This is a genomic window from Thalassorhabdomicrobium marinisediminis, assembly GCF_003072065.1.
Lineage (GTDB): Bacteria > Pseudomonadota > Alphaproteobacteria > Rhodobacterales > Rhodobacteraceae > Octadecabacter > Octadecabacter marinisediminis.
Window position 1 is genome coordinate 106,229 of sequence record NZ_QCYG01000001.1, and the last position, 24,314, is coordinate 130,542.

The following is a 24,314-nucleotide window of genomic DNA, read 5'->3' on the forward strand; positions in this document are numbered from 1 at the left end:
AGGATGCGTTTGAACGAGATCGTCTATACCGATGCGAAACCCGTGGACGGCTACGGGCCGGGGTTCTTTCGCATCGGAGGTGAGGTCTATGAAGGCGCGCTTGTCATCCTGCCAGGCGGCATCGCCCCCTGGGGCGGGTTTGACGACGCCAAGACGCTGACCGATGCCGTGGCCGACGTGGATGTGATCTTTGTCGGCACCGGGGCCGAGATGGACTACCTGCCCGCGGATTTGCGGCACACGCTTGAAGAGGCGGGCATCGGGGTTGAGGTCATGGCCTCACCCACCGCTTGCCGCACTTACAACGTCCTGCTGAGCGAAGGGCGCCGGGTCGGTCTGGCGCTCTTGCCGGTCTAGGGCGGGGCGGGCGCTCCGGTGGGGTTGATCGTATCAGATGTGACCGTGGCACGCAGCGGGGCGCCGCTGCTCGCGGGGCTGTCCTTCACCGTGGCCGAGGGCACCGCACTGGTGCTGCGCGGGCCCAACGGCATCGGCAAGACAACCCTGTTGCGCACGCTTGCGGGCCTGCAGCCCCCCGTCGCGGGCACCGTGACCTTTCCCGACGACAGCGCCGCCTATGCCAGCCACGCGGACGGCATCAAGGCGCAGCTGACCGTGGTGGAAAACCTGCGGTTCTGGGCTGAGGTTCACGGCAGCACCGTGCCCGACACGGTCTATCAGGCCTTCGAACTGACCGACCTGAAGGACCGGCTGGCCGGCACCCTGTCCGCCGGGCAGAAACGCCGCCTCGGGCTGGCCCGTCTGGGCGTCATCGGGCGCAAAGTGTTGTTTCTGGACGAACCCACGGTGAGCCTTGATGCCTTCTCGGTCAAAGGCTTTGCCCGCTGGCTGCGCGAGGAGCATCTGGCGCGCGGCGGGCTGGCGGTGATCGCCACCCATATCGATCTGGGGCTTGAGGCCCCCGAGCTTGAGCTGTCGCCGTTCCGCGCCGCCCCCGACGCCGCCGGTGGCTCGGACGAGGCCTTCTTGTGAGGCGGCTGCCATGATCGCCCTGCTAAAACGCGACCTTGCCCTTGCGGTGCGGGCCGGGGGCGGCTTCGGCCTTGGGCTTGCGTTTTTCCTGATCGTCGTGGTGCTGGTCCCCTTCGGCGTGGGCCCCGAAGCGGCGGTGCTGTCGCGGATCGCGCCCGGCATCCTTTGGGTCGCGGCCCTGCTTGCGGCACTTCTGTCGCTCGACCGGATCTTTGCGCTGGATTTCGAGGACGGCTCGCTTCCCTTGCTGGCCACCTCGCCCCTGCCGCTGGAAGGCGTGGCGCTGATCAAGGGCGCGGCGCATTGGATCACCACGGGCCTGCCGCTGACGTTGGCCGCGCCTGCGCTTGGCTTTCTGCTCAACATGGCGCCCGGCGCCTACCTCTGGCTGCTTTTGTCGCTGGCCCTTGGCACGCCCGCCTTGTCAATGATCGGAACCTTCGGCGCGGCCCTGACCGTGGGCCTGCGCCGGGGCGGGTTGCTCATGTCCCTGCTGGTGCTGCCGCTCTACGTCCCGACGCTTATTTTCGGGGCCGAAGCGGTGCAGCGCGGCGCGGCCGGACTGCCCGCCACAACGCCACTTTTGATGGTGGCGGGGATCACCTTGGGTTGCTATGCGCTGCTGCCCTTTGCCGCAGCCGCCGCCCTGCGGGTCAATCTGAGGTGAGCCACCTTGCCGCCCGGATTTTGGAAGGATAGCTAGGACAAATGTCGATTTGGGAATACGCCAATCCGAAGAAATTCATCGCCACCTCGACCCCGCTGGTGCCGTGGGTGATGGGCCTTGCCGTGGCCGGGTTGGTCGTCGGGCTGGTCTGGGGCTTTTTCTTCACGCCTGACGACTACCGCCAAGGCTCAACCGTCAAGATCATCTATCTGCATGTGCCCGCCGCGCTCATGGCGATCAACGCATGGTTCATGATGCTCGTCGCCTCGCTGATCTGGCTCGTCCGCCGCCATCATGTCAGCGCCTTGGCCGCCCGCGCCGCCGCCCCCATCGGGGTGGTGATGACGCTCATCGCGCTGCTGACCGGCGCGATCTGGGGGCAGCCCATGTGGGGCACATGGTGGGCTTGGGATCCGCGCCTGACCTCGTTTTTGATCCTGTTTCTGTTCTATCTGGGCTATATCGCCCTGTGGGAAGCCATTGACGACCCCGACACCGCCGCCGACCTGACCAGTGTGCTCTGCATCGTGGGGTCGGTCTTTGCCGTGCTGTCACGCTATGCGGTGCGGTTCTGGAATCAGGGCCTGCATCAGGGGACCAGCGTGCCCGTCGCCACCGGAGGGCGCACCGTGGACGATGTGTTCTTCGTGCCGCTGGTGATCTGCATGGTCGCTTTCGGCCTTTTGTTCGTGGGGCTTGTGCTGATCCGCACGACAACCGAAATCCGCGCCCGCCGGATGCGCGCGCTTGAGGCAAGGATGCGCAGATGATGCCCGAACTCGGAGACTACGCCGCCGAGGTGCTCTCGGCCTATGCTGCTTCGCTGTTGCTGCTGGTGGCCCTTGTGGGCCTGTCCCTGCGGCGGTCGCGCAAGGTGCGCGCACAGTTGGACGCGGTGGAAGCCCGCCGGAAGGACGCGCCATGAAGTGGCTGTTGATGATCCCCGTGATCCTCTTCGCGGGCCTCGCCGGGCTTTTCGCGGCGGGGATGTTTCTGGGGCAGGGGGATGAGCTTCCCTCGGCCCTGATCGGCGCGCCCGCGCCCGAGACACAAGTGGACCCCATCGACGGCCTGCGCCCGCTGACCGACGACATGCTGCGCGATGGCGAAGTGAAGATCGTCAACTTTTGGGCCAGCTGGTGCGCGCCTTGCCGGGTGGAACATCCCAACCTGACCGCGCTGGCCGAGGAGGGGGTGCCGGTCTACGGCGTCAATTACAAGGATCTGGACGCCAACGCGCGGGCCTTTCTGGACGATCTGGGCGATCCCTATCGCGCTGTCGGTGCCGACCCGCGCGGGCTTCAGGCCATCGACTGGGGCGTCTATGGCGTGCCCGAAACCTTTCTTCTGGACGGCGACGGCACGATCCTGCTCCGCATGGCCGCCCCTGTGACACAACGTGAATTGGCGAACCGTCTGCGCCCCGCGCTGGACGCTGCATTGGAGGCAAAATGACCCTGACCTGTTTCAAAAGCTACGACGTGCGCGGCAAACTCGGCGAGGAGTTGACCGAGAGGATCTGCGAAGCCATCGGCCGCGCCTTTGCCCGCGTGATGGGGCCCGAAACCGTGGTCACCGGTCGCGACATCCGTGACAGCAGCGCCGCCCTGCAAGAGGCCCTGCACCGCGGTCTGGTGGCCGAGGGCGTCACCGTCTACGACATCGGTCTTTGCGGCACGGAAGAGGTTTATTTCGCCACCGACCATTATGGCGCGGGTGGCGGGTTGATGGTCACCGCGTCGCACAATCCCATCGATTACAACGGCATCAAGCTGGTGCGCGAAGGCGCGCGGCCGATCTCCTCCGACACCGGGCTGGGTGACATTCAGGCCATGGTCGAGGCCGGTGACTTCGGCGAGGCCCCCGGCGGCGGCCGGGTTGAGGTGCGCGATCCCCGGCCGGCCTATGTCGACCACTTGCGCGGTTTCGTTCCGCCCGAAGGGTTGCGCCCGCTCAAGATCGTGGTCAACGCGGGCAATGGCGCGGCGGGCCCGACCTTCGACGCGCTGGCGGAGAAGCTCGACGCGCCCTGGACCTTCACCCGCGTCCACCATGCGCCAGACGGAAGCTTCCCCAACGGCATCCCGAACCCGCTTCTGCCCGAAAACCGCAGCGCCACGGCGCAGGCGGTGGTCGAGGCGGGCGCCGATCTTGGCGTGGCTTGGGACGGCGATTTCGACCGCTGTTTCTTCTTTGACGAAACCGGCGCTTTCCTTGACGGAGAATATGTCGTGGCCCTGCTGGGCTCGGCCTTCTGCCGGAAAGAAGAGGGCGCGAAGATCGTCCATGATCCGCGCGTGATCTGGTCAACTCTGGCGACGGTCGAAGGCGCGGGCGGCACTGCAATCGCGTCGCGCGTGGGGCACAGCCACATCAAGAAAATCATGCGCGACCACGACGCGGCCTATGGCGGAGAGATGTCGGCGCACCATTATTTCCGCGATTTCATGTATTGCGACAGCGGCATGATCCCGTGGCTTCTGGTTGCCGAACTCGTGTCCCGCTCCGACCGGAGCCTGAGCGAGATGGTGGCCCGGATGCGGCAGGACTACCCCTCATCCGGCGAGATCAATTTCCGCGTCAGCGACAAAGCGGCCGCCATCGCCGCCTTTGAGGACGCCTATCTCGACCAGGCCCAAGCGGTGGACCGCCTTGACGGAGTCTCGCTCGACATGGGCGACTGGCGGGTGAACGTGCGCCAGTCGAACACGGAACCGGTGCTGCGGCTCAACGTCGAAGCGCGGGGCGACCGGGCGCTGCTGGACGAGAAAGTCTCCGAAATCTCGGCCCTTCTGTCGCAACACTGACCTCCCGGGCCGCGCCCCGCCGCGGCTCCCACTTCCCTCCATCAAACGCCCAAATCCCGACGCGCCCTCCGCGTCGGGCGGCCCGTGGCTGCGCGCCACGCCCCCCGCTTCTCTGGTTCCCAAATACCTAAATCCCAAACTCCAAAAGAAAACCGCGCGGCCCATGGGACCGCGCGGTTTCAACCACTTATCGCGTTCACCTGACCGATCAGGCAGACTTCGCAAGGTTGCGCAGCACGTAGTGCAGAACGCCGCCATGTTCGATGTATTCGATTTCGATCGCGGTATCGATGCGGCACTTGAGCGTGATGGTCTTCACCGTGCCGTCCGCCATGGTGATCTCGCACGGCACCTCCTGCAGCGGCTTGATCGTGTCCAGCCCGCTGATCGACACCGTCTCATCCCCGGTCAGGCCCAGCGTCTTGCGCGTGTCGCCGCCGGTGAACTCGAAGGGGATCACGCCCATGCCGACGAGGTTCGAGCGGTGGATACGCTCGAAGCTTTCAGCGATCACGGCCTTGACGCCCAGCAGGTTCGTGCCCTTGGCCGCCCAGTCGCGCGACGACCCTGCGCCATATTGCTCACCGCCGAAGATCACCAGCGGGGTGCCTTGATCTTGGTAGGCCATGGCGGCCTCGAAGATCGAAGTCTGTTCGCCGTCCGGCCCCTTGGTGTAGCCGCCTTCAACGCCATCCAGCATCTCGTTCTTGATGCGGATGTTGGCGAAGGTGCCGCGCATCATCACTTCGTGGTTGCCGCGACGCGACCCGTAGGAGTTGAACTCGCGCACGGGCACCTGACGGTCGATCAGATACTGGCCTGCGGGCGTCGTTTCCTTGAAGGACCCGGCGGGGGAGATGTGGTCGGTGGTGATCATGTCACCCAGCACCGCCAGCACCTTGGCGCCTTCGATGTTCGAGATCGTGCCGGGGTCCTTGGACATGCCCTGGAAGTAGGGCGGGTTCTGGATGTAGGTCGATTGCGCGGGCCAGTCGTAGGTCTCCGCGTCGGTCGTCTCGACCGCCTGCCACTTCTCGTCGCCTTTGAAGACGTCGGCGTACTTTTCCTGGAAGGCTTCTCGGGTGACGGTCTTTTCCACCAGTTCGGCGATCTCGGCCGACGTGGGCCAGATGTCCTTGAGGTAGACGTCCTTGCCGTTCTTGTCCTGTCCCAGCGGGCTGTTCACCAGATCGTGGTTCATGTCGCCGACCAGCGCGTACGCCACCACAAGCGGGGGCGAGGCGAGGTAGTTGGCGCGCACGTCCGGCGAAATCCGGCCTTCGAAGTTGCGGTTACCGGACAGAACCGAGGTGCCGATCAGGTCATAGTCGTTGATCGCCTTGCTGATCGCGGGCTCCAGCGGGCCGGAGTTGCCGATGCAGGTGGTGCAGCCATAGCCCACGAGGTTGAAGCCGATGGCGTCGAGATCCTCTTGCAGGCCTGCGGCCTCAAGATAATGCGACACCACTTGGCTGCCGGGCGCGAGCGAGGTTTTCACCCAAGGCTTGCGGTTCAGGCCCAGTTCCCGCGCTTTGCGTGCCACAAGGCCCGCACCGATCATCACGTAAGGGTTCGAGGTGTTGGTGCAGGAGGTGATCGAGGCGATGACGATGGACCCGTCGTGCAGCTGGTAGTGCCCGTCATCGGTCAGCACATAGCCGCGCTGGTGGTGGCCTTCGTCGCCGGGGATTTCGCGCGGCTCGGGCTGGCCGCCTTCGCCTTCCCAGCGGATCTCGGCCGTCTCGGTGGCATCACGTCCTTCGCGGATGCCCTTGACGTATTTGGCAAATTCCGTGTGGGCCACATTCAGGGCGATGTGATCCTGCGGCCGCTTCGGGCCGGAAATCGCAGGCACAACGGTGCCCATGTCCAGGCTAAGCGTCGAGGAATAGACCGGCGCGTAATCCGCACCGCGCCAGAAGCCGTTTTCCTTGGCATAGGCTTCGACCAGCGCGATCCGATCCTGGTCGCGGCCGGTGTTGGTCAGGTAGCGCAGGGTTTCGTCGTCGATCGGGAAGAAGCCGCAGGTGGCGCCGTATTCGGGGGCCATGTTGGCGATGGTCGCCCGGTCTGCCAGCGGCAGATTGTCGAGGCCCGAGCCGTAGAACTCCACGAACTTGCCGACCACGCCGTGCTCGCGCAGCATTTCCACCACGCGCAGCACAAGGTCGGTGCCGGTGGTGCCTTCCAGCATCTCACCGGTCAGCTCGAAGCCCACCACCTCGGGGATCAGCATCGAGATCGGCTGCCCCAGCATCGCGGCCTCGGCCTCGATCCCGCCGACACCCCAGCCCAGCACGGCCGCGCCGTTGACCATGGTGGTGTGGCTGTCAGTGCCCACAAGCGTGTCTGGATAGGCCACGGTCTCACCGTTTTGATCCTCATCGGTCCAGACCGTCTGGGCGAGGTATTCAAGGTTCACCTGGTGACAGATGCCCGTGCCCGGTGGCACCACGCGGAAGTTGTTGAACGCGGACTGGCCCCACTTGAGGAAAGTATAGCGTTCGATGTTGCGCTCATACTCGCGGTCGACGTTCATCTGGAACGCGCGCGGGTTGCCGAACTCGTCGATCATCACCGAGTGGTCGATGACCAGATCCACGGGGTTGAGCGGGTTGATCTGCTGCGCGTCACCGCCCAGGGCCACGATGCCGTCGCGCATGGCGGCAAGGTCGACCACCGCAGGCACGCCGGTGAAATCCTGCATCAGCACGCGGGCGGGGCGATAGGCGATCTCGCGCGGGTTCTTGCCGCCTTTGGTGGCCCATTCGCTGAACGCCTTGATGTCGTCGGTCGTCACGGTCTTGCCGTCCTCGAACCGCAGCATGTTCTCAAGCACCACCTTCAGCGCGGCGGGCAGTTTCGAGAAATCGCCAAGTCCGGCGGCCTCGGCGGCGGGGATGGAGTAATAGGCAAGCGACTGGTCGCCCACCTTCAGGGTCTTGCGGGTTTTCGCGGTATCGTGGCCAACTGTGATGGGCATGACGGTCTCTCCTGCTGCTGCATGGGACGTGATTCTGTCGCGGTATACTATTGCACACAATTCCTGCCAAGGGGCCGATGCGCTGTATTTGAGGTGTTTTCACACGGACCCCCGTAAGGCGGGCAGACAGCGACCGGGCAAGGGCGGGCAAGGGCCGCGATGCGGTCCCGCGGCCACAGAAGGTGAATGTAACAGGCCCCTCGCAAACGGTTGATTGGCACGCACCGGCGCCCTGCGATAGGCACGGTGCAACCACAGGATATCTTATGCGCCAGTTTCTTGCCAGTCTCCTTACCCTAGCGGCCTTCGCGACCCCGGTTGTGGCCGAGGGGCCCGTGGTGGTTGAGCTTTATACCTCGCAAGGCTGTTCAAGCTGCCCGCCCGCGGACGAGATGTTGCTTGAGCTGGCCGACCGGCCCGACGTTCTGGCCCTGGCGCTGCACGTGGATTACTGGGATTACATCGGCTGGGCCGACGCCTTTGCCGATCCGGCGTTCACCCGACGGCAGCAGGCCTATGCCAAGGTTGCGGGCAGCCGGTCGATCTATACCCCGCAGATGGTGATCGGCGGGCAGGATCACGTGATCGGCAGCAAGCCGATGGATGTGATGGAACTGATTGAGGCACATCGCGACAGCAAGACCGAGGTGCAGATCGCCTTGCACCGCGACGAGGGCGGGCTGGTGATCACCGGCGCCGCCGCCGCGCCCTTCGACGCAAGCGCAATCGTGCAGGTGGTGCGGTTCGTGCCGCAACGGACGGTGGATATCCAGCATGGCGAGAACGCGGGAAAATCCATCGTTTATGCCAACATCGTCACCGAATGGCGCCGCGTTGGTCATTGGAGCGGCGCGCGCGACCTGCACTTGACGGTGCCCGGTCCGGACGAGGGCCCCGTCGCGGTGATCGTGCAAGAGCGGGGGCCCGGAGCGGTGCTTGCGGCGGCGCGTCTGCCCTAGGGTCAGGCGGCTTCGTCTTCCTCGACGATCAGGGTGATCGTGCCCGCATCGACGGCAGCGCGGATCGCGCTGACCACGGCGGTCTGGGCCGCCTCTGCTTCGGACTGCTTGATCGTACCGACTTCGCCCATCTCCTCACGCAGGTTGTCAGCCATCCGGGTGGACATGTTGTCGAGCAGGTGATCGGCGGCCGCAGCCAGCGGCCCGTCCGTGCCCGCCGCCGCGCCAAGCGCACGCACCAGATCGGCCTGATCGATGTCGCGCAGGATCTTGGGCACGTCCAGCGCCGCCAGCCGCGCGGGAATGTCGGCGAAGGTGAAGATCGCCTTGCGCACCCCCTCACCAAAGCTGCGATCCTCGGCCATGAGTCCTTCAAGCACCTGATCCCTGGTCGAAGCCGGGCTGGAGTTGAGGATCGCCCCGATGCGGCTTTCGGCGGTCTCGGCAAAGGCGGGCAGGGCCGCGCCGCAGTATTGCTGCGCCAGACCGGTGCCGATCCGGGCGATGGCATCGGCGCGGATGGTGGTCGTGCGCGACATGGCATAGGCGATGCGGCGCGCGACCTCACCGGGGACAAGGCCAAGCAATTCCGCCGCCTTCGCCGTGGGCAGTTTGGACAGCAGGATCGCCGCAACCTCGGGGCTTTCGCCTTCGGTGATCGGGATCATCTCTTCGGCGGAAAGGTCCATCACGATGGCCCAGGGGTCGCGCCCCGAGGTGCCGGCCGCTTCTTCGCGCAGCCGCGCCACGGTGCTGGACGAGATGCGCCCGTCGAGCGATTTCAGCGCCGCCTCGACGCTGCCCGGCGCGGTGAGGGCGACGTCAGCCAGTTCGGTGGCAAATTCGCGGGCCACGCTGTGCAGCGTTTCGCGGTCGATCAGGTTGAGCGCGCCCAGCTCCCGCGTGAGGCGCGCCTGCGCCGCTTCGGGCAGGTCGCTCAGCGGCAGGTCCCCGCCATCGCGCAGCAGCAGTTGCACCACCATCGCGGCCTTGCGCGAACGCGAGAGGGAAGAACGGGGGGCGGTTGTGGGAAGTCCGGTCACGGGCGGCGATCCTTGGAATCTGGTCGCCCCCGTTTAACCGCAGCTTGGTGAAAGCAGTCTTAACGGGCGCCGCCCGAATCGCGCCACGGTGATAAAGCTGCGGTCGCGCAGCGCCCAATAACGGGCAAGCGGCGCGGGTATGCACCTTTAGGTTGTATCTTAGGGGGACTTATTGGTGCGTCATTTTGACCGAGAGGTCATGCAGACGCGCGCGCAGATCGTCGCTCATCCCGGTTTTTGACGCGGTCAGGTCGTGCAGATGTTTGACGCAGCGGCTCAGTTCCTCGATTTCCTCATCGGTGAATTCGCGGTCATTGCGCGCGAAGCCCGCGACGCTGCGGCTGCCATCGGTTTCGGTTGAAATGGCCACGCCGAAGCCCATCTCATGCTCTTGTGATTGGGCAAAAATATCGTGGTCGTCTAAATGTTTAAGGGAAGACCAACGCTTCGAGCCAGTTTCGCTGAGGCCCCAGCGCACGATGGGGTCAACCATGACGTAACCTTTTTCGGAGTAGGTGTCGGTCCAGGCTTTCGGATAGGTCTGGAACAGAAAATCAGGAGAGGTGAGGCGGATGTGGAACGCAATGGCGAAGCCCGAGGGCGACATTGCCTCCATTGTTTCCAAATGGGATTTAATCTTCGAGAGCTCAGGCATTGGTATTGGTCCACTCGCTTTGCAGTTGCCAGACTGCGCCAGGTCGCAGTATGCTATATGCTTTAGTCGGTCGCCGGATGGAAGGTGTTCTTGTTCCCAAATAACAGCGACACCTACTTTGATCGACCGACGGGGTGCCCCGCGGTGAGAGAGCTTGTTTCTACAGACGATGTCGCAGAGCTGGCGACGAAAGGGTATTACCTTGCCTTGCGCGTCGGTTTCGCCTTTCCCCTGGAAGAGGTGAACGAACTGCCCCCAGCTTGGGTCGAGCACTACACCACGCACCGGTTCATGCTGCATGATCCTGTGATCCGCTGGAATTACGCCAATATCGGTGCCATCCGCTGGAGCGAGATCACGTTGGACGACCCTATGCGCGTGCTTGATCAGGCGCAGACCTTCGGGCTGCGCTATGGGGCGGCGGTCGCCTGTTTTGACGGGGACCGCGGCGGCCAGCGGTCCTTCGGCCATTTTGCCCGGGCCGACCGGGAATTCGAGCAGGACGAGATCGACGCGCTGTACCGGTATGTGGAAAAGCTGCACCGCGCGAAAGCACCTCCGACGAATTTGACAGCGGCGGAGCTTGAAGCCCTGAAAATGGTCATGGACGGGCTGCGGCTGAAACAGATCGCCCATGCGCTTGGCGTGACCGAGGGGGCCGTGAAGCAGCGTCTGAAGAACGCCAAGACAAAGCTCAACGCGCAAACCTCCGCGCAGGCGGCGGCCATGGTCAAAGAATTTAACCTGATTTGATAGCGGCAAAACCTTAACAAATCGTTAAGAAATCCCGGGGGAGGGACCTCTTTGCCGCCTAGGGGGGAATTAAGGGCCTTTCAATTATTCATGGTTAACAATTAATTTCACCCGTCCCTAAATGAACTCGCCTAATAGGAGAGTTCAAATGAAAACCATCACTTTCGACTTGTCGAATGCCCACCAGCACGGCGCTGCTTTCTTTGACTACCTCGCCCTGCGCAAACACTTCTTTGTCGATACGCTCAACTGGCAAATCCCCCACAATGCCGAGGTCGAGATGGATCAATACGACAACCCCATGGCGCGCTACGCGCTGGTTCTGGATGACGGGGGCCGCGTGTTGGCCGGGGCGCGGGCGATGTCCACGGCGGCGCAGTGGGGCGATCATACCTACATGCTCAAGGATGCGATGACCGGCAAGCTGTCGAGCATCCCCGGCGATCTGATCCCCGATCTGATCGAGAGTCCGGAGGTCTGGGAATGCACGCGGCTGGTGATCTCGCCCGAGGTCAAATCCATGCGAATGCGCACCCGGTGTCTTGACAGCATCGTCGAGGGGCTGATCGGAATGGCCCGTGACGAAGGGGCGAACACGTTGATTTCCCTGTCGAACCTGTGGCTGCTGCGGGCGCTCAAACGGTTGGGCTATGGCGCGGAACTGCTGGGCGCACCCTATCGCAACGATGAGGATGGCCACAAATACGCGGTCATGGCGATTGCTGCGCGACACAAGGTGACGACGGCCCGCGAGGGGCAGGCCGCCGCGTAAGCGCCGCCCGACCCGAAGGCCGGGCAGGGGCCGGATCAATCCGCCGCGCCGAACACGCGGGCGAAGATCGTGTCCACGTGTTTGGTGTGGTAGCCGAGGTCGAACTTCTCGCGGATGGCATCTTCGCCCAGGGCGGCGACTACTTCCGCGTCGTTCAGCAGCTCTTGCTGGAAATCCGTGCGCTCTTCCCAGACCTTCAGGGCGTTGCGCTGCACCATGGCATAGGCATCCTCGCGGCTGACGCCGGCTTGGGTGAGCGCCAGAAGCACCCGCTGGGACATGACCAGCCCGGGGAACTTGTTCATGTTGTCGAGCATATTGTCGGGGAAAATCAGCATCTTGTCGATCACCCCGGTGAGCCGGTTCAAGGCGAAATCCAGCGTCACGGTCGCATCGGGCCCGATGCCGCGCTCCACCGAGGAATGCGAGATGTCGCGCTCATGCCAGAGTGTGACATTCTCCATCGCCGGAATCACCGTCATGCGCACCAGCCGTGCCAGCCCGGTGAGGTTTTCGGTCAGCACGGGGTTTTTCTTGTGCGGCATCGCGCTTGAACCCTTCTGGCCCATGGAGAAGAACTCCGCCCCCTCAAGCACTTCGGTGCGCTGCATGTGGCGCACTTCCGTGGCGATGTTCTCGATGGACGACGCGATGACGCCCAGGGTGGCGAAGAACATCGCGTGCCGGTCGCGGGGGATCACCTGCGTGCTGATCGGCTCGGGGCGCAGACCGAGTTTTTCGCAGACGTGTTCCTCGACCCGCGGGTCGATGTTGGCGAAGGTGCCCACGGCGCCGGAAATCGCCCCCGTCGAGACCTCGTCCCGGGCCTGTTTCATCCGCGCAAGGTTGCGGTCCATCTCGGCATAGAACCGCGCGAAAGTCAGGCCCATGGTCGTGGGTTCGGCGTGGATTCCGTGGCTGCGGCCCACGCGCACGGTCATCTTGTGCTCCATCGCCCGTTTCTTCAGCGCCGCCAGCAGGGCTTCGAGATCCGCGATGAGGATATCGGCCGCGCGCACCAGTTGCACGTTCAGGCAGGTGTCGAGCACATCCGAAGATGTCATGCCCTGATGCACAAAACGCGCTTCATCCGCGCCGACGTGTTCGGCCAGATGGGTCAGGAAAGCGATTACGTCGTGCTTGGTGACGGCCTCGATCTCGTCGATGCGGGCGACGTCGAACTCCACATCCTTGGCCGTCCAGACCGCTTCGGCATTCTCGCGCGGGATCACGCCAAGGTCGGCCATGGCGTCGCAGGCGTGGGCCTCGATCTCGTACCAGATGCGGAATTTCGTGGCGGGCTCCCAGATCTGGGTCATTTCGGGGCGGGCATAACGGGGGATCATGGGCAACGGGCCTTTACGTGAGGTTCAAAAGCAGATGCCCGCGTCATAAGCTGCGCGCAGGTCGGTCACAAGAGAGAGGGCAGGCCGCAAGGGGCGGTTTTGCCGCCGGACGGGCGGAACGGGGGTCGCGTGACACGAACATTGGCAGATTTCATCGGGCGCTACGCGGTCGCGCGCGAGATCGAGGATCACCTCACCGGCGGGCGCACGCGCTTCACAGGCGTGGCCGAAATTGTGGCGCAGAACGCAGGCGCGCACTACCGCGAGAGGGGGCGTCTGACCCTGCCCACGGGGCAAGAGGTGATGGCCGAGCGGCGCTATCTGTGGCGGCCGGAGGAGGAGGCGATTGCGGTGGATTTCGCGGATGGCGCGCCGTTTCACCGGTTCGATCCTTCCCTCGGGGGGGCCGCAAGCGCGCATCTGTGCGGCGCGGACGTGTATCGCGGCGGCTATGACTTCACCGGCTGGCCCGAATGGTCCCTGCTGTGGGAGGTGTCCGGCCCGCGCAAAAGCTACCGGTCGCGCACCGTCTTCCGACCCGATCCATAGGCGGCCCGCCACGGCTTCGCACTTGCAGAAAGCCCGGTGCTGGGGCATCACTTGGGCAATGACATGCAACAAAGGAGCCTGACAGATGGCGACAACGATGAACAAACCGGCGCTGGCGGAGATTTTCGGGCCCACCGAAGGCTCGGCCTTGCGGATCAAACAGGCCGCGCTGGTGGCATTGGGCATCGCGGCGCTGGCGCTTTGCGCAAAGGTGCAGTTCTTCCTGCCGGGCAATCCGGTTCCGGTGACGTTGACGACCTTCGGCGTGCTGACGATCGGCGCGGCCTATGGCGCGCGTCTGGGTCTGGTGACGGTTCTGGGCTATCTGGCGCTGGGCGCCATGGGGGCGAGCGTTTTTGCCGGCGAAGAAGCTGGCCTGACCTACTTCATGGGTGGCACCGGCGGCTACCTGCTGGGCTATGCGCTGGCGGCGGCCGCCCTGGGCCATGCGGCGCGGATCGGCTGGGACCGCAACGTGGCGCTGATGGCGCTGGCGATGCTGATCGGCAACGCGCTGATCTACGTGCCCGGCCTTTTGTGGCTGAACGGTTTCGCCGAAAGCTGGTCGCAGACGCTGGCATGGGGCCTGACGCCGTTCCTCGTCGGGGACGCGCTCAAGCTGGCGCTGGCGGCACTGATCCTGCCCATGGTGTGGAAGCTGGTAGGCAAGGCCCGCGGCTGACCGCGGCAGCAGACCGAATTGAAAGGCGCGGGGCGAGGGCTCCGCGCCTTTTTTGTTGCTTGGGTGTCGGGGATGGGGCCGCGGGCGGGATCGCGTGCTTAGACCTGCGCCTCCGGCGGGGATATTTGACAAGCAAAGATGGGGTCAGGCGAGCTTTGTTTCGATGTGGCTGGTGCGCTCTAAGGTCTGGTGCACAGGGCAGCGGTCGGCAATCTCGCGCAGGCGCTGGCGTTGAGCGTCGTCAAGCGCGCCCTCAAGGTGGATGGTGCGTTTGAAGCTGTCGATCTTCGCCTCGGTCTTGCTGCTTGCGTCCTGTCCGTGGACCTTGTCATGCACCACGTCGACGCTGACATGGGTGAGCGGCCAGCCCTTGCGGCGGGCATACATGCGGATCGTCATGGAGGTGCAGGCCCCCAGACCCGCCGAGAGCAAGCCGTAAGGCGTAAGCCCCTGATTGGTGCCGCCATAGGCTTCGGGTTCGTCCGCAAGAATGTGGTGCGGGCCGGACTGGACGTCCTGCAAGAAACCGTCGGGGTCGGATTCAGACACCCGCAGCACCCCTTCCGGCGCGCCCACGGGCGGTGCGGGGCGGTGCAGGGCGATATATTTCCCGGCCCATGCGGCGATCACGGCGGCGGCGTATTCGGCATCGTCTGCCGCGGTCAGCAGGTGGTCGGCATCGTCGAGGGTCACGAAACTCTTGGGGTGTTTCGCAGCCAGAAAAATCTGCGAGGCATTGTCGATAGAGACCGAGGCATCGCCCGGCGCGTGCAGCACCAGAAGCGCGGCCCCGAGGTCGCGGATCGCGGGGGCAAGCTCACCCTGCGCGATGTCGTCCAGAAAGGCCTTCGAGATGCGGAACGGCCGCCCCCCGAGCGAGACTTCGGCCACGCCTTCGCGCAGGATGTCCGGCAGGCTGTCGTCGAACTGCGTGGTGACATGGGCCGGATCGAAGGGGGCGGCGATGGTAACGACGCCTTTGATCCCGCTCAAGTCAGGAGCAGCCTTGAGCACGGCCGCGCCGCCCAGCGAATGGCCGATCAGCAGCGCGGGCGCCATGTCGCGCGCGGCCAATGCCGCGCAGGCGGCTTTCAGGTCGGCGACGTTGGTGGTGAAGGTCGTGTTCTCGAATTCCCCCGCCGAATGGCCCAGCCCGGTGAAGTCGAACCGCAGCACAGCGATGCCCAAAGCGGCCAGACGCGCGGCGATGCGGCGGGCGGCGGCGATGTCCTTGGAGCAGGTGAAACAATGGGCGAAAAGTGCCGTCGCCAAATGCGGTCCGTCGGGGCGGTCAAGGCGGGCGTCAAGGTCTTGGCCATCGTGACCGGGGAAGGTAAAGCGTTCGGTGGGCATGCGACTTCCTTGCTGTTTTGTCCAAGGTGGACGCCGGGGTCATGGGCTGCAAGGCATGTTGCAAGGATGTGACGGAAGCGTCACGGGAAGGTGAGACGATGGGGTATTGGATCGGGCGCGGGTTTGTCGTCGCCGCGGCGGTGGTTCTTGCGGCGTCCTTCGCGGGGGACCTGCATCCCTTGGCGACAGTCTGGCGGTGTTCCGGCCAGTGGTGCTGACCGGCGCCGCGCTGGTGGCGCTGGCGGTCTGGCGCTGGACCGGGGCGCGGCTTCTGGCTGTTGCAGTGGTGGTGGTGGCGCTGTGGCACGGGGCGGGGATCCTGCGCACCGGCCCGCTGCCCGAGGGGCCAGCCGATCTGGTGCTGTATCAAAAGAACATGCTGTATCGCCCTGCGGACCGCGGCCCCCTGGCCGAGGATATCCGCGCAACGGGCGCCGATCTGGTGACCCTGCAAGAGGTGAGCCCCGCCAACCGCCCCATGCTCGACGCCTTGCGCGACACGTTTCCCCATCAGCTGCTGTGCGGCGAGAGCGAAGTGGGCGGCGTCGTCATCCTGTCGCGCACACCGCTGGCTGATGAGCGCTGTTCCGAACGGTTCGGCGTGGCGCGGGCGGTAACCCGGATCGACGGCCAGCCGCTGCAGGTGATCGCCCTGCATCTGCCCTGGCCCTGGCCGATGGCGCAACAGGAGCTTGCGCAAGAATATGTGGCTGACATGGCGCCCTTGCCGGACGGGCCGACCGTGGTGGGGGGCGATTTCAACATGGTCGCCTCGGGGCGCAGTCTGGCGTGGGTCGAAGCGGCGACGGGCACGACGCGGGTCGGGCCGCTGGTGCGCACCTTCAGCCTGAAGGGCTATCCGCTGGGAATCGACCATATTCTGGCCACCGGGGGGACGGCGCGGCTGTCGGTGCGGCCAAAACTGGGGTCCGATCACTACGGTCTGGCGGCGGAAATCCGGTTTCCTTGAGGCGTTTGGGCGTACGCGTCACGCCAGCATCACAACAAGCGCACCCAGCAGCCCCGCGCAGACGGCTTTGCGCCAGGTCGCGGCCAGCACCCAGCGCAGCGGGTCGAGTGCAATGTCGCCCAGGCTGCGCACGCTGTCCGCACCGGGAAACGGCTGGGCCTTCGGCGCCTCGCGCGATTGCCAGGCGGCCGGCATCGATGACGCGCCGGACGCCACGGCCGATGCGGGCCGGTCGCCCATCCGGTGGGCGCCGAAGCTGAAGGTATGGGACATGCGCGACGGATCGGGCGCGGGTTTGTTGTGCTGGGTCATGGGGCGATCCTTGCCCCGATTGGCGTCAAAGTTAGGTTAACAGCGCGAAAAATTTGTGCCGTATTCATGGCAGGAATGGGACGTGTTCCGCCCGGTGGGGGGCATAGAAAAGGGCGCCACGGGGGCGCCCTTTGGTGGTGGTCTGATATGCGTTAGCAGCTGTAATACAGTTTGAACTCAACGGGATGGGGCGTGTGCTCGTATTCGTAGACCTCTTCCCACTTCAGATCGATGTAGCCCTGCAACTGCTCTTTGGTGAAAACGTCGCCTTGCAGCAGGAAGTCCATGTCCGCCTCAAGCGCTTCCAAAGCCTCCCGCAGGGAGCCGCAGACCGTCGGGATGTCGGCCAGTTCTTCCGGCGGCAGGTCGTAGAGGTCCTTGTCCGAAGCCGGGCCCGGATCGATCTTGTTCTTGATCCCGTCAAGTCCGGCCATGAGCAGGGCGGCAAAGCACAGATAGGGGTTCGCCGTGGGATCGGGAAAACGTGCCTCTACCCGCTTTGCCTTGGGGCTTTCGGTCCATGGAATGCGCACGCAGCCCGAGCGGTTGGATGCGGAATAGGCCCGCAGCACCGGCGCCTCGAACCCCGGGATCAGCCGCTTGTAGCTGTTGGTCGAGGGGTTGGTGATCGCGTTGAGCGCCTTGGCATGCTTGAGGACGCCGCCGATGAAATAGAGCGCTTCCTGGCTCAGATCGGCATATTTGTCGCCTGCGAACAACGGCTTGCCGTCCTTCCAGATCGACATGTTCACGTGCATGCCCGAGCCGTTGTCGCCAGCGATGGGCTTGGGCATGAAGGTTGCCGACTTGCCATAGGCCTGTGCGACATTGTGCACGATGTATTTGAACTTCTGCTGCTCGTCGGCCTGTTTGGTCAGCGTGCCGAAGATCAGCCCCAGCTCGTGCTGGCAGGACGCAACCTCATGGTGGTGCTTGTCGACCTTCATGCCCAACCGCTTCATGGTTGAGAGCATTTCCGAGCGGATGTCTTGAGCATCGTCGATGGGGTTCACGGGGAAATAGCCGCCCTTGACGCCGGGGCGGTGGCCGGTGTTGCCCATCTCGTATTCGGTGTCGGTGTTCCAGCTCGCATCGATGGCGTCGACCTCATAGGCGACCTTGTTGATGCCGACCTTGTAGCGCACATCGTCGAACAGGAAGAACTCGGCCTCGGGCCCCCAGTAGGAGACATCGCCGATTCCGGTCGAAATCAGATAGGCCTCGGCGCGTTCGGCGGTGCCGCGGGGGTCGCGGTCATAGCTCTCGCCCGTGTCCGGCTCGACGACCGAGCAATGGATGCACAGGGTTTTTTCCGCATAGAACGGATCGACATAGGCGCTCGACGCGTCGGGCATCAGCTTCATGTCGGAATCGTTGATCGCCTTCCAACCGGCGATGGAGGAGCCGTCGAACATGAAGCCCTCTTCGAGGAAATCCTCATCCACTTCGTCGCTCACCAATGTCACGTGCTGCAACTTGCCGCGCGGATCGGTGAACCGGATATCGACGAATTCGATACCCTCGTCCTTGATCATTTTGACGATGTCTTTGTTTTCCATGTCAGGTGTCTTTCTGTGTGGGGAAATGGGGGGCGGTTACAGGGCGTCGTCGCCCTGTTCACCGGTGCGGATGCGGATGGCCTGGCTTACGTCCGAGACGAAGATCTTGCCGTCGCCGATCTTGTCGGTGCGCGCGGCCTCGATGATCGCGTCGATTGCGCCGTCGACCTGATCGTCCGGCAGGACGACCTCGATCTTCACCTTGGGCAGGAAATCGACCACATATTCGGCACCGCGATAGAGTTCCGTGTGGCCTTTCTGGCGGCCGAAGCCCTTGACCTCGACCACGCTTAACCCCTGAATCCCGGCCTCTTGCAGGGCCTCTTTCACCTCGTCCAGCTTGAACGGCTTGATGATGGCTTCGATCTTCTTCACGGGGCAGTCTCCTTGGAACGCTTGACGTCGGGGATGTGAGACCAGCTTTTCCGGCAGGCCACAACGCGCTTGCACGAAAGGATAGGGGGGGGCGGTGCGATTCCAAGGCGATTGCCTAAAAATTGGGCGTTTTGCCCGCATAATCGGCATCCCGCGAACCGCGCCTTAGCCGATGGTTGAAATGCAGCCGGGCGGCGATACCATTTTGCCAGCACGGGAAAGGGGCACCATGGGCCAGACGATCAAGACGCTAGACCGCGACGACATCCTTACAGCAGGCCTCGGCAAGCATTCGGGGCATAAATACGACTACGGGCATGCGCTGGTCCTGTCGGGCGGCGCCGGGCGCAGCGGCGCGGCGCGGTTGGCGGCGCGCGCGGCGCTGCGGGTCGGGGCCGGGGCGGTGACCCTTGGCGTGCCGCCCAGTGCCCAGCTTGAGGTGGCGATGCAGGTCACGGCGGTCATGCTGCAACGGGTGGCCGACGCTGCGGCGCTTGCGGATGTGCTGCGTGACGACCGGCTTAATGCGCTTTGTCTTGGTCCGGGCTTCGGCCTGTCCGACCGGGAAGAGGCTTTGGTCGAGACGGCGCTGGCCTCGGGTCGGGCCTGCGTGCTCGACGCGGATGCGCTTACGTTGCTGGCCCGCTCGGACGCGCTCTTCGACAGGTTACACGAGGCATGTGTGCTCACCCCCCATGGCGGCGAGTTCGCGCGGCTGTTCCCGGATCTGGCGCAAGCGCTAGACCGCGGCACCTGCGACAAACCCGATGCGACCCGCGCCGCTGCAAAGCGGGCCGGCTGCACGGTTTTGCTCAAAGGTCCGCAGACCGTGATTGCCGACGCTGCGGGGGCCTGCGCGATCAATGACAGCACCGGCGCGCGGGCGACGCCGTGGCTCGCCACCGCAGGGGCAGGGGATGTCCTTTCGGGGGTGATCACGGGGTTGCTGGCACGGGGGCAACCGCCCTTTGACGCTGCCGGGCTGGGCGCATGGTTGCACAGCGAAAGCGCGCGCCACTTTGGCCCCGGCCTTATCGCCGAAGACCTGCCAGAGGCGCTGCCTCCGGTGTTCCGGGCGCTGGGCCTCTGACCTTCTCTGGTCCACAAATACCTAATTCCGCCGCCAAAACAAAACGCAGCCCCTAAAGGCTGCGCTGCTCCGTCAAAACGATCTTTTCCAAGCTGCCGAGGTGTCAGACCGCCGCCGAGGCCACCTCAAGCCCGTCCGCATAAAGAATGTGTTGCCGGTCGAAGATCAGCTCATGCACGGTCATCTTCCGCGGCGCAGCTTCCGAGACGAATTCTCCGTCGATCAGACGTCGCGCCTTGACCATGGCCACGTCTGCCCCGAACAGCGCCTTGGCCCGCCAGTCGCGGATATGGACCAGCGTGTCGGGTCCCACCTGCATGTCCGATTGCGGCCGCGTGTGCCCCAGAGACCCCGCCTTGATGCGGATCGGGGCGACGAAAACCTCTGACCGGCGGATATCGCGCAGGATCGACATGCCCGCATCGCGGGTGATGATCCGGTCGCCCGGTGTCAGGTGTTCGACGGGCAACTCTCCGTCAAGGGTCATCACCGTCGTGCCTTCGGTCAGCCCCGCCACATTCGCGGCCCTTGCGGCCACGGCGATACCGTCTTTGAAATCCTGTGTCTGTCCCACGTGCATTGGCGTTTCTCGCTCTGTGCTATGTTTCTGCCATCGTTTTTCGCATCAGAATATGGCAAGAAAGCGTTACGAAAAGGACAATTGTGGCGCGAAACCGTGTCGGCGGCGCGCTGAGTCTTTTGCGCCACGCCGTAAATTTGCCCCTGCGCGCTGCCCAATCCGCGCCGCCGCCCTGAAATGCGCGCGGTTTTGCACGGGCGGGGCGCTGTTTTTCTCTCGCATCCGGCAAAGGTCTTTGTTAGGAGGTGCGCAACTTTGGAGGGGGGCGCCTGTCGGCCCCTTCTGGGATCGTTGCGGGTGTGGCGGAATTGGTAGACGCACCAGATTTAGGTTCTGGCGCCGCAAGGCGTGGGGGTTCAAGTCCCTTCACCCGCACCAGAATGTCCCCGTTTCGGCGGGGGAGTTGAAGGAATCGCCCCCCTTTGGGGCGTGGTTGATATCGCCCCCTTCGGGGCGTGGTTGATATCGCCCCTTTGGGGCGTGATTGATAAGGAATTTACCATGACGGTCAAAGTGACCCTGAACGAAGGTCTCAAGCGTGGCTACGAGATTACGATCACCGCAGCCGAGTTGGACGCAACGGTCAACGACAAGCTGAAAGAGGCCCAGCCCGAGATCGAGATGAAGGGGTTCCGCAAGGGCAAGGTGCCCATGTCGCTGCTGAAAAAGCAGTTCGGCCCGAAGGTTCTGGGCGAAGCCATGCAGGAATCGGTCGATGGTGCGATGAACAAGCACCTGGAAGAAAGCGGCGACCGTCCCGCGATGCAGCCCGAAATGAAGATGGCGAACGAGGACTGGAAAGAAGGCGACGATGTGGTCGTCACCGTGTCCTATGAAGCGCTGCCCGACGTGCCCGAGGTCGATTTCTCGGACATCAAGCTCGAGAAGATGGTCGTCAAGGCCGACGACGCCTCTGTCGATGAAGCTCTGACCAATCTGGCCGAGACCGCGCAGAACTTCGAGGACCGCGAAGAAGGTGCGGCCGCACAGGACGGCGATCAGGTGATCTTCGACTTCCTCGGCAAGGTCGACGGTGAGCCCTTCGAGGGCGGTGCCGCCGAAGGCCACGCGCTGGTGCTTGGTTCGGGTCAGTTCATCCCCGGCTTCGAAGAAGGTCTGGTCGGCGTAAAGGCCGGCGAAGAGAAAGACGTCGAAGTCACCTTCCCCGAAGAGTACAACGCTGAACACCTCGCCGGCAAAAAAGCCGTGTTCGAATGCAAGATCCACAACGTCAAGGCGCCTCAGGCCGCCGAGATCGACGATGAGATGGCCAAGCAGTTCGGTGCCGAGGATCTGGACGGTCTGAAGGGCCAGATTCGCGAGAAGCTGGAAGAGGAATACGCGGGGGCCGCCCGTGCGGTGACCAAGCGTGCCCTGCTGGACGCGCTGGACGAGAAGGTCGACTTCGAGCTGCCACCGTCGCTGGTCGAAGCCGAAGCCGGTCAGATCGCTCACCAGCTCTGGCATGAGGAAAACCCCGACGTTCAGGGCCACGACCACCCCGAGATCGAGCCCACCGAAGAGCACACCAAGCTGGCCGAGCGCCGCGTGAAGCTGGGTCTGCTTCTGGCCGAGATCGGTCAGAAGGCCGAAGTGCAGGTTTCCGACGCGGAATTCACCCAGGCGGTGATGAACCAGGCCCGTCAATACGGCAACCAGGCGCGCCAGTTCTTCGAATTCGTGCAGCAGAACCAGCAGATGCAGCAGCAGATCCGCGCACCCCTGTTCGAAGACAAGGTCGTTGACCACATTCTCGAGCAGGCCGACGTGAGCGAGAAAGAGGTCTCGAAAGACGATCTGCAAAAGGCTGTCGAAGCGCTCGACGAAGAATAATCGCGCCACATCGCCAACACAAAGGCCGTCCCGGATCGGGGCGGCCTTTTTCGTTGCCGGTGTCGGCGTGGGCAGGGCAGGCCAAAGTTTACCCTAGGACAATCCCGCGTTTGCGGTTTACGCTGGGGGCACTTTGCGAACCGGAGATTATTATGAAACGTTTACTTCTTACCCTTGCCGCTTTGATCGGATTTGCCGGCACAGCGCAGGCTTGCCCGAATTGGAGCCTTAATCCGATTTACGGACAATATAATGTATCCATGGGGCAGTTGCGCGCGGGTCAGCAACTGTCTTTGACGGCGGGGGGCGACAATAATATCTGGAGCTGCCGGAACGTCCGGCCCCAGACCGACACCGGTGACGGTTATTTCGGCTCTTCCCCCGACGCGCGCATTTTCGTCAACGGGATTGAGGGGCGGACCCTCAAGCTTGAGGTGCGCAGCAATTGCGACAGTGCGCTTCTGATCAACACGGGCACGGCGACGTGGTATTACGACGATGACGACGCGGGCAATCTGGACCCGCAGATCGTGCTGACGCGCCCCCAAAGCGGGCAGATCGACATCTGGGTCGGCACTTATGACGGGGCCTATTGCGATGCGGTTCTGATGATGAGCGCCTATTAACAGCGCAGGCCGTCAGGCGGTCTGATGACCACAAACGAAAACGGGCCGCGCATGATGCACGGCCCGTTCTGTTTTGAAGTCTGACGGGATCAGTCCTCGTCAGAGGCAGCCTCATCGGTGGAAGCTTCGGCGGGGGCCGCCTGTTCATCACCGTAGTCGTCCAGACCGGCAGCACCGATGTCGTCGAAGAGCTCTTGAATCTCGAAGTCAGCGGCGGCTTCTTCTTCGGCGGCCAGTTCGGCAATGGTCTTGCCTGCAGCCTGAAGCTCGGCTTCCTCGGGGGAGCGCGCGACATTCAGCTTGATCTTGGCGTCAACCTCTGGGTGCAGCTTGATGGACACTTCGTGAATGCCCAGCTCCTTGATCGGATCCAGCAGCACGACCTGTTTGCGATCGATCGAGAAGCCGTTCTCGTTGGCGGCTTCGGCGGCGTCACGGGTGGTGACCGAGCCATAAAGGCTGCCGCCGTCCGATGCCGAGCGAATCACGATGAAGGATTCACCGTCGAGCTTCGCAGCCAGATCTTCGGCTTCTTTCTTGGTCTCGAGGTTGCGGGCCTCAAGCTGGGCCTTTTGCGCTTCAAAGACCGCCATGTTGGCGTCGTTGGCGCGCAGCGCCTTGCCCGTGGGGATCAGGAAGTTGCGGGCGTAACCGGGTTTGACGGCGACGACTTCGCCCATCTGACCAAGCTTCGCGACACGTTCGAGAAGGATAACATCCATTGGAACTCTCCTTACTTAACGGCGTAGGGCAGCAGGGCGAGGAACCGTGCGCGCTTGATGGCACGGGCCAGCGCTCGCTGGTTCTTGGCGCCAACTGCGGTGATGCGGGACGGCACGATCTTGCCACGCTCAGAGATGTAGCGCTGCAGGGTGCGGGTGTCTTTGTAGTCGATCTTCGGGGCGTTTTCACCCTCGAACGGATCGGACTTGCGACGGCGGAAAAATGGTTTTGTAGCCATGGGTTATGGTCCTTATCTGATCGGCTGAATTAGCGGCGTTCGCGGCGGCTGTCGCGCTCGTCACGTTTCTGCATCTGCACAGAGGGGCCTTCCTCGTGCTCGTCGACCTTGATGGTCAGGACGCGCATCACGTCGTCGTGCAGGCGCATCAGACGCTCCATCTCTTGCACGGCGGCGGCCGGTGCGTCAGAGCGGATGTAGGCGTAGTGGCCCTTGCGGTTCTTGTTGATCTTGTAGGCCATCGTCTTGACGCCCCAGTACTCGGATTCAACAACTTTGCCGTCGTTGTCCGCGAGAACCGTGGAGAAGTGTTCGATAAGGCTTTCGGCTTGCGTGTTGGACAGGTCCTGACGCGCAATGAACGTATGCTCGTAAAGAGGCATGCGATACTCCAGTCAAATTCAGCGCATTTCATAGGGCGAGGGTGACCCCTCCCGCTCTCGCCC

27 protein-coding genes, 1 tRNA gene and 1 pseudogene are annotated in these 24,314 nt (G+C 63.7%); 17 read left to right on the forward strand and 12 right to left on the reverse strand.

From position 1 onward, the window contains the following. The first annotated feature begins 3 nt into the window (after positions 1-3). Genes DC363_RS00505 through DC363_RS00535 form a run of 7 tightly spaced genes read left to right on the forward strand, consistent with a single transcriptional unit; the run spans position 4 to position 4,467 of the window. On the forward strand, positions 4-357 hold the full coding sequence (locus DC363_RS00505) for an Mth938-like domain-containing protein (RefSeq protein WP_108639172.1): 354 nt from the start codon (positions 4-6) through the stop codon (positions 355-357). 18 nt (positions 358-375) lie between these two features. After that, positions 376-993: a heme ABC exporter ATP-binding protein CcmA gene (gene ccmA / locus DC363_RS00510; protein WP_108639173.1), complete on the forward strand. Its 618-nt coding sequence runs from the start codon at positions 376-378 to the stop codon at positions 991-993. Positions 994-1,003: 10 nt separating this feature from the next. Then, positions 1,004-1,660 carry a heme exporter protein CcmB gene (gene ccmB / locus DC363_RS00515; protein WP_108639174.1) on the forward strand — a complete coding sequence of 219 codons (657 nt, stop codon included), beginning with the start codon at positions 1,004-1,006 and terminating at the stop codon, positions 1,658-1,660. Between the two features lie 41 nt (positions 1,661-1,701). Further along, entirely contained in the window at positions 1,702-2,430 is a 729-nt protein-coding gene (locus tag DC363_RS00520; protein WP_108639175.1) for a heme ABC transporter permease, read from the forward strand. Beyond that, positions 2,427-2,585 (forward strand): heme exporter protein CcmD, encoded by a 159-nt coding sequence (ccmD, locus tag DC363_RS00525; protein WP_422396395.1) that lies wholly within the window; start codon positions 2,427-2,429, stop codon positions 2,583-2,585. The genes DC363_RS00520 and ccmD overlap by 4 nt, the downstream gene beginning before the upstream one ends. Further along, positions 2,582-3,115, forward strand: coding sequence for a DsbE family thiol:disulfide interchange protein (locus tag DC363_RS00530; protein WP_108639176.1), 534 nt, complete (start codon positions 2,582-2,584; stop codon positions 3,113-3,115). Before ccmD ends, DC363_RS00530 begins: the two co-directional genes overlap by 4 nt. Next, positions 3,112-4,467 (forward strand): phosphohexomutase domain-containing protein, encoded by a 1,356-nt coding sequence (locus tag DC363_RS00535; protein ID WP_108639177.1) that lies wholly within the window; start codon positions 3,112-3,114, stop codon positions 4,465-4,467. Before DC363_RS00530 ends, DC363_RS00535 begins: the two co-directional genes overlap by 4 nt. 208 nt (positions 4,468-4,675) lie before the next feature. Here the strand turns inward: DC363_RS00535 and acnA are convergent, their stop codons facing one another. Next, entirely contained in the window at positions 4,676-7,450 is a 2,775-nt protein-coding gene (acnA, locus tag DC363_RS00540; RefSeq protein ID WP_108639178.1) for an aconitate hydratase AcnA, read from the reverse strand. A gap of 266 nt (positions 7,451-7,716) precedes the next feature. Here acnA and DC363_RS00545 point away from each other — a divergent pair, with 266 nt between their 5' ends. Beyond that, on the forward strand, positions 7,717-8,409 hold the full coding sequence (locus DC363_RS00545) for a DUF1223 domain-containing protein (protein ID WP_108639179.1): 693 nt from the start codon (positions 7,717-7,719) through the stop codon (positions 8,407-8,409). 2 nt (positions 8,410-8,411) lie between these two features. Here DC363_RS00545 and DC363_RS00550 read toward each other — a convergent pair whose 3' ends face one another. Both DC363_RS00550 and DC363_RS00555 read right to left on the reverse strand, forming a co-directional pair. After that, complete coding sequence (locus DC363_RS00550; RefSeq protein ID WP_108639180.1) at positions 8,412-9,452, reverse strand: FliG C-terminal domain-containing protein; 1,041 nt, start codon at positions 9,450-9,452, stop codon at positions 8,412-8,414. A 169-nt stretch (positions 9,453-9,621) separates the two neighbouring features. After that, a complete protein-coding gene (locus DC363_RS00555) occupies positions 9,622-10,107 on the reverse strand; it encodes an autoinducer binding domain-containing protein (RefSeq protein WP_108639181.1) in 486 nt (161 codons plus the stop codon). A gap of 144 nt (positions 10,108-10,251) precedes the next feature. Here DC363_RS00555 and DC363_RS00560 point away from each other — a divergent pair, with 144 nt between their 5' ends. Both DC363_RS00560 and DC363_RS00565 read left to right on the forward strand, forming a co-directional pair. After that, positions 10,252-10,860: a helix-turn-helix transcriptional regulator gene (locus DC363_RS00560; RefSeq protein ID WP_108639182.1), complete on the forward strand. Its 609-nt coding sequence runs from the start codon at positions 10,252-10,254 to the stop codon at positions 10,858-10,860. Between the two features lie 148 nt (positions 10,861-11,008). Further along, positions 11,009-11,632, forward strand: a complete 624-nt coding sequence (locus tag DC363_RS00565; protein ID WP_108639183.1) for an acyl-homoserine-lactone synthase — start codon at positions 11,009-11,011, stop codon at positions 11,630-11,632. Positions 11,633-11,667: 35 nt separating this feature from the next. Here DC363_RS00565 and purB read toward each other — a convergent pair whose 3' ends face one another. Further along, positions 11,668-12,978, reverse strand: coding sequence for an adenylosuccinate lyase (purB, locus tag DC363_RS00570; RefSeq protein WP_108639184.1), 1,311 nt, complete (start codon positions 12,976-12,978; stop codon positions 11,668-11,670). A 129-nt stretch (positions 12,979-13,107) separates the two neighbouring features. Between purB and DC363_RS00575 the strand changes: the two genes are divergently transcribed. Together DC363_RS00575 and DC363_RS00580 are read left to right on the forward strand one after the other, a co-directional pair. Beyond that, positions 13,108-13,527: a DUF6314 family protein gene (locus DC363_RS00575; RefSeq protein WP_108639520.1), complete on the forward strand. Its 420-nt coding sequence runs from the start codon at positions 13,108-13,110 to the stop codon at positions 13,525-13,527. A gap of 85 nt (positions 13,528-13,612) precedes the next feature. Further along, complete coding sequence (locus DC363_RS00580) at positions 13,613-14,209, forward strand: biotin transporter BioY (protein WP_108639185.1); 597 nt, start codon at positions 13,613-13,615, stop codon at positions 14,207-14,209. A 144-nt stretch (positions 14,210-14,353) separates the two neighbouring features. Here DC363_RS00580 and DC363_RS00585 read toward each other — a convergent pair whose 3' ends face one another. Beyond that, positions 14,354-15,562, reverse strand: a complete 1,209-nt coding sequence (locus tag DC363_RS00585; protein WP_108639186.1) for a bifunctional alpha/beta hydrolase/OsmC family protein — start codon at positions 15,560-15,562, stop codon at positions 14,354-14,356. Between the two features lie 196 nt (positions 15,563-15,758). On the opposite strand from DC363_RS00585, the gene DC363_RS00595 reads away from it, so the two are divergent. Further along, the gene (locus tag DC363_RS00595; protein WP_146180721.1) at positions 15,759-16,532 is read left to right on the forward strand and encodes an endonuclease/exonuclease/phosphatase family protein; all 774 of its coding nucleotides are present in this window, start codon (positions 15,759-15,761) and stop codon (positions 16,530-16,532) included. Between the two features lie 18 nt (positions 16,533-16,550). Here the strand turns inward: DC363_RS00595 and DC363_RS00600 are convergent, their stop codons facing one another. From DC363_RS00600 to DC363_RS00610, 3 genes are all read right to left on the reverse strand, one after another. Continuing rightward, positions 16,551-16,844, reverse strand: a complete 294-nt coding sequence (locus DC363_RS00600) for a hypothetical protein (RefSeq protein ID WP_108639189.1) — start codon at positions 16,842-16,844, stop codon at positions 16,551-16,553. Positions 16,845-16,996: 152 nt separating this feature from the next. Beyond that, complete coding sequence (gene glnA / locus DC363_RS00605) at positions 16,997-18,403, reverse strand: type I glutamate--ammonia ligase (RefSeq protein WP_108639190.1); 1,407 nt, start codon at positions 18,401-18,403, stop codon at positions 16,997-16,999. A 36-nt stretch (positions 18,404-18,439) separates the two neighbouring features. Next, positions 18,440-18,778 (reverse strand): P-II family nitrogen regulator, encoded by a 339-nt coding sequence (locus DC363_RS00610; RefSeq protein WP_108639191.1) that lies wholly within the window; start codon positions 18,776-18,778, stop codon positions 18,440-18,442. 274 nt (positions 18,779-19,052) lie between these two features. Between DC363_RS00610 and DC363_RS00615 the strand changes: the two are divergent. Further along, positions 19,053-19,868 (forward strand): annotated as a pseudogene (locus DC363_RS00615) (NAD(P)H-hydrate dehydratase); the annotation flags it as partial. Between the two features lie 103 nt (positions 19,869-19,971). Here DC363_RS00615 and DC363_RS00620 read toward each other — a convergent pair. Continuing rightward, complete coding sequence (locus DC363_RS00620) at positions 19,972-20,448, reverse strand: Hint domain-containing protein (protein ID WP_108639193.1); 477 nt, start codon at positions 20,446-20,448, stop codon at positions 19,972-19,974. 293 nt (positions 20,449-20,741) lie between these two features. On the opposite strand from DC363_RS00620, the gene DC363_RS00625 reads away from it, so the two are divergent. The 3 genes from DC363_RS00625 (at position 20,742) to DC363_RS00635 (ending at position 22,907) form a co-directional block, all read left to right on the forward strand. Next, positions 20,742-20,826 (forward strand) — tRNA-Leu (locus DC363_RS00625). A 123-nt stretch (positions 20,827-20,949) separates the two neighbouring features. Next, entirely contained in the window at positions 20,950-22,281 is a 1,332-nt protein-coding gene (tig, locus tag DC363_RS00630) for a trigger factor (RefSeq protein WP_108639194.1), read from the forward strand. A 152-nt stretch (positions 22,282-22,433) separates the two neighbouring features. Then, the gene (locus DC363_RS00635; RefSeq protein WP_108639195.1) at positions 22,434-22,907 is read left to right on the forward strand and encodes a hypothetical protein; all 474 of its coding nucleotides are present in this window, start codon (positions 22,434-22,436) and stop codon (positions 22,905-22,907) included. Between the two features lie 89 nt (positions 22,908-22,996). On the opposite strand, the gene rplI is transcribed toward DC363_RS00635, so the two are convergent. The 3 genes from rplI to rpsF are packed head-to-tail and all read right to left on the reverse strand — an operon-like array spanning position 22,997 to position 24,251. Next, positions 22,997-23,629 (reverse strand): 50S ribosomal protein L9, encoded by a 633-nt coding sequence (rplI, locus tag DC363_RS00640; RefSeq protein WP_108639196.1) that lies wholly within the window; start codon positions 23,627-23,629, stop codon positions 22,997-22,999. 11 nt (positions 23,630-23,640) lie between these two features. Further along, entirely contained in the window at positions 23,641-23,868 is a 228-nt protein-coding gene (gene rpsR / locus DC363_RS00645; protein ID WP_049834805.1) for a 30S ribosomal protein S18, read from the reverse strand. A gap of 29 nt (positions 23,869-23,897) precedes the next feature. Then, positions 23,898-24,251, reverse strand: coding sequence for a 30S ribosomal protein S6 (rpsF, locus tag DC363_RS00650; RefSeq protein ID WP_108639197.1), 354 nt, complete (start codon positions 24,249-24,251; stop codon positions 23,898-23,900). Positions 24,252-24,314 lie beyond the last annotated feature (63 nt).

Coding starts and splice junctions, on each gene's coding strand:
- DC363_RS00600 (WP_108639189.1), bottom strand. CDS start 16,844: ATGACCCAGCACAACAAACCCGCGCCCGATCCGTCGCGCATGTCCCAT.
- DC363_RS00545 (WP_108639179.1), top strand. CDS start 7,717: ATGCGCCAGTTTCTTGCCAGTCTCCTTACCCTAGCGGCCTTCGCGACC.
- glnA (WP_108639190.1), bottom strand. CDS start 18,403: ATGGAAAACAAAGACATCGTCAAAATGATCAAGGACGAGGGTATCGAA.
- purB (WP_108639184.1), bottom strand. CDS start 12,978: ATGATCCCCCGTTATGCCCGCCCCGAAATGACCCAGATCTGGGAGCCC.
- DC363_RS00635 (WP_108639195.1), top strand. CDS start 22,434: ATGAAACGTTTACTTCTTACCCTTGCCGCTTTGATCGGATTTGCCGGC.
- rpsR (WP_049834805.1), bottom strand. CDS start 23,868: ATGGCTACAAAACCATTTTTCCGCCGTCGCAAGTCCGATCCGTTCGAG.
- DC363_RS00585 (WP_108639186.1), bottom strand. CDS start 15,562: ATGCCCACCGAACGCTTTACCTTCCCCGGTCACGATGGCCAAGACCTT.
- DC363_RS00555 (WP_108639181.1), bottom strand. CDS start 10,107: ATGCCTGAGCTCTCGAAGATTAAATCCCATTTGGAAACAATGGAGGCA.
- DC363_RS00505 (WP_108639172.1), top strand. CDS start 4: ATGCGTTTGAACGAGATCGTCTATACCGATGCGAAACCCGTGGACGGC.
- tig (WP_108639194.1), top strand. CDS start 20,950: ATGACGGTCAAAGTGACCCTGAACGAAGGTCTCAAGCGTGGCTACGAG.
- ccmB (WP_108639174.1), top strand. CDS start 1,004: ATGATCGCCCTGCTAAAACGCGACCTTGCCCTTGCGGTGCGGGCCGGG.
- DC363_RS00565 (WP_108639183.1), top strand. CDS start 11,009: ATGAAAACCATCACTTTCGACTTGTCGAATGCCCACCAGCACGGCGCT.
- DC363_RS00530 (WP_108639176.1), top strand. CDS start 2,582: ATGAAGTGGCTGTTGATGATCCCCGTGATCCTCTTCGCGGGCCTCGCC.
- rplI (WP_108639196.1), bottom strand. CDS start 23,629: ATGGATGTTATCCTTCTCGAACGTGTCGCGAAGCTTGGTCAGATGGGC.
- ccmD (WP_422396395.1), top strand. CDS start 2,427: ATGATGCCCGAACTCGGAGACTACGCCGCCGAGGTGCTCTCGGCCTAT.
- DC363_RS00520 (WP_108639175.1), top strand. CDS start 1,702: ATGTCGATTTGGGAATACGCCAATCCGAAGAAATTCATCGCCACCTCG.
- DC363_RS00535 (WP_108639177.1), top strand. CDS start 3,112: ATGACCCTGACCTGTTTCAAAAGCTACGACGTGCGCGGCAAACTCGGC.
- acnA (WP_108639178.1), bottom strand. CDS start 7,450: ATGCCCATCACAGTTGGCCACGATACCGCGAAAACCCGCAAGACCCTG.
- DC363_RS00580 (WP_108639185.1), top strand. CDS start 13,613: ATGGCGACAACGATGAACAAACCGGCGCTGGCGGAGATTTTCGGGCCC.
- DC363_RS00620 (WP_108639193.1), bottom strand. CDS start 20,448: ATGCACGTGGGACAGACACAGGATTTCAAAGACGGTATCGCCGTGGCC.
- rpsF (WP_108639197.1), bottom strand. CDS start 24,251: ATGCCTCTTTACGAGCATACGTTCATTGCGCGTCAGGACCTGTCCAAC.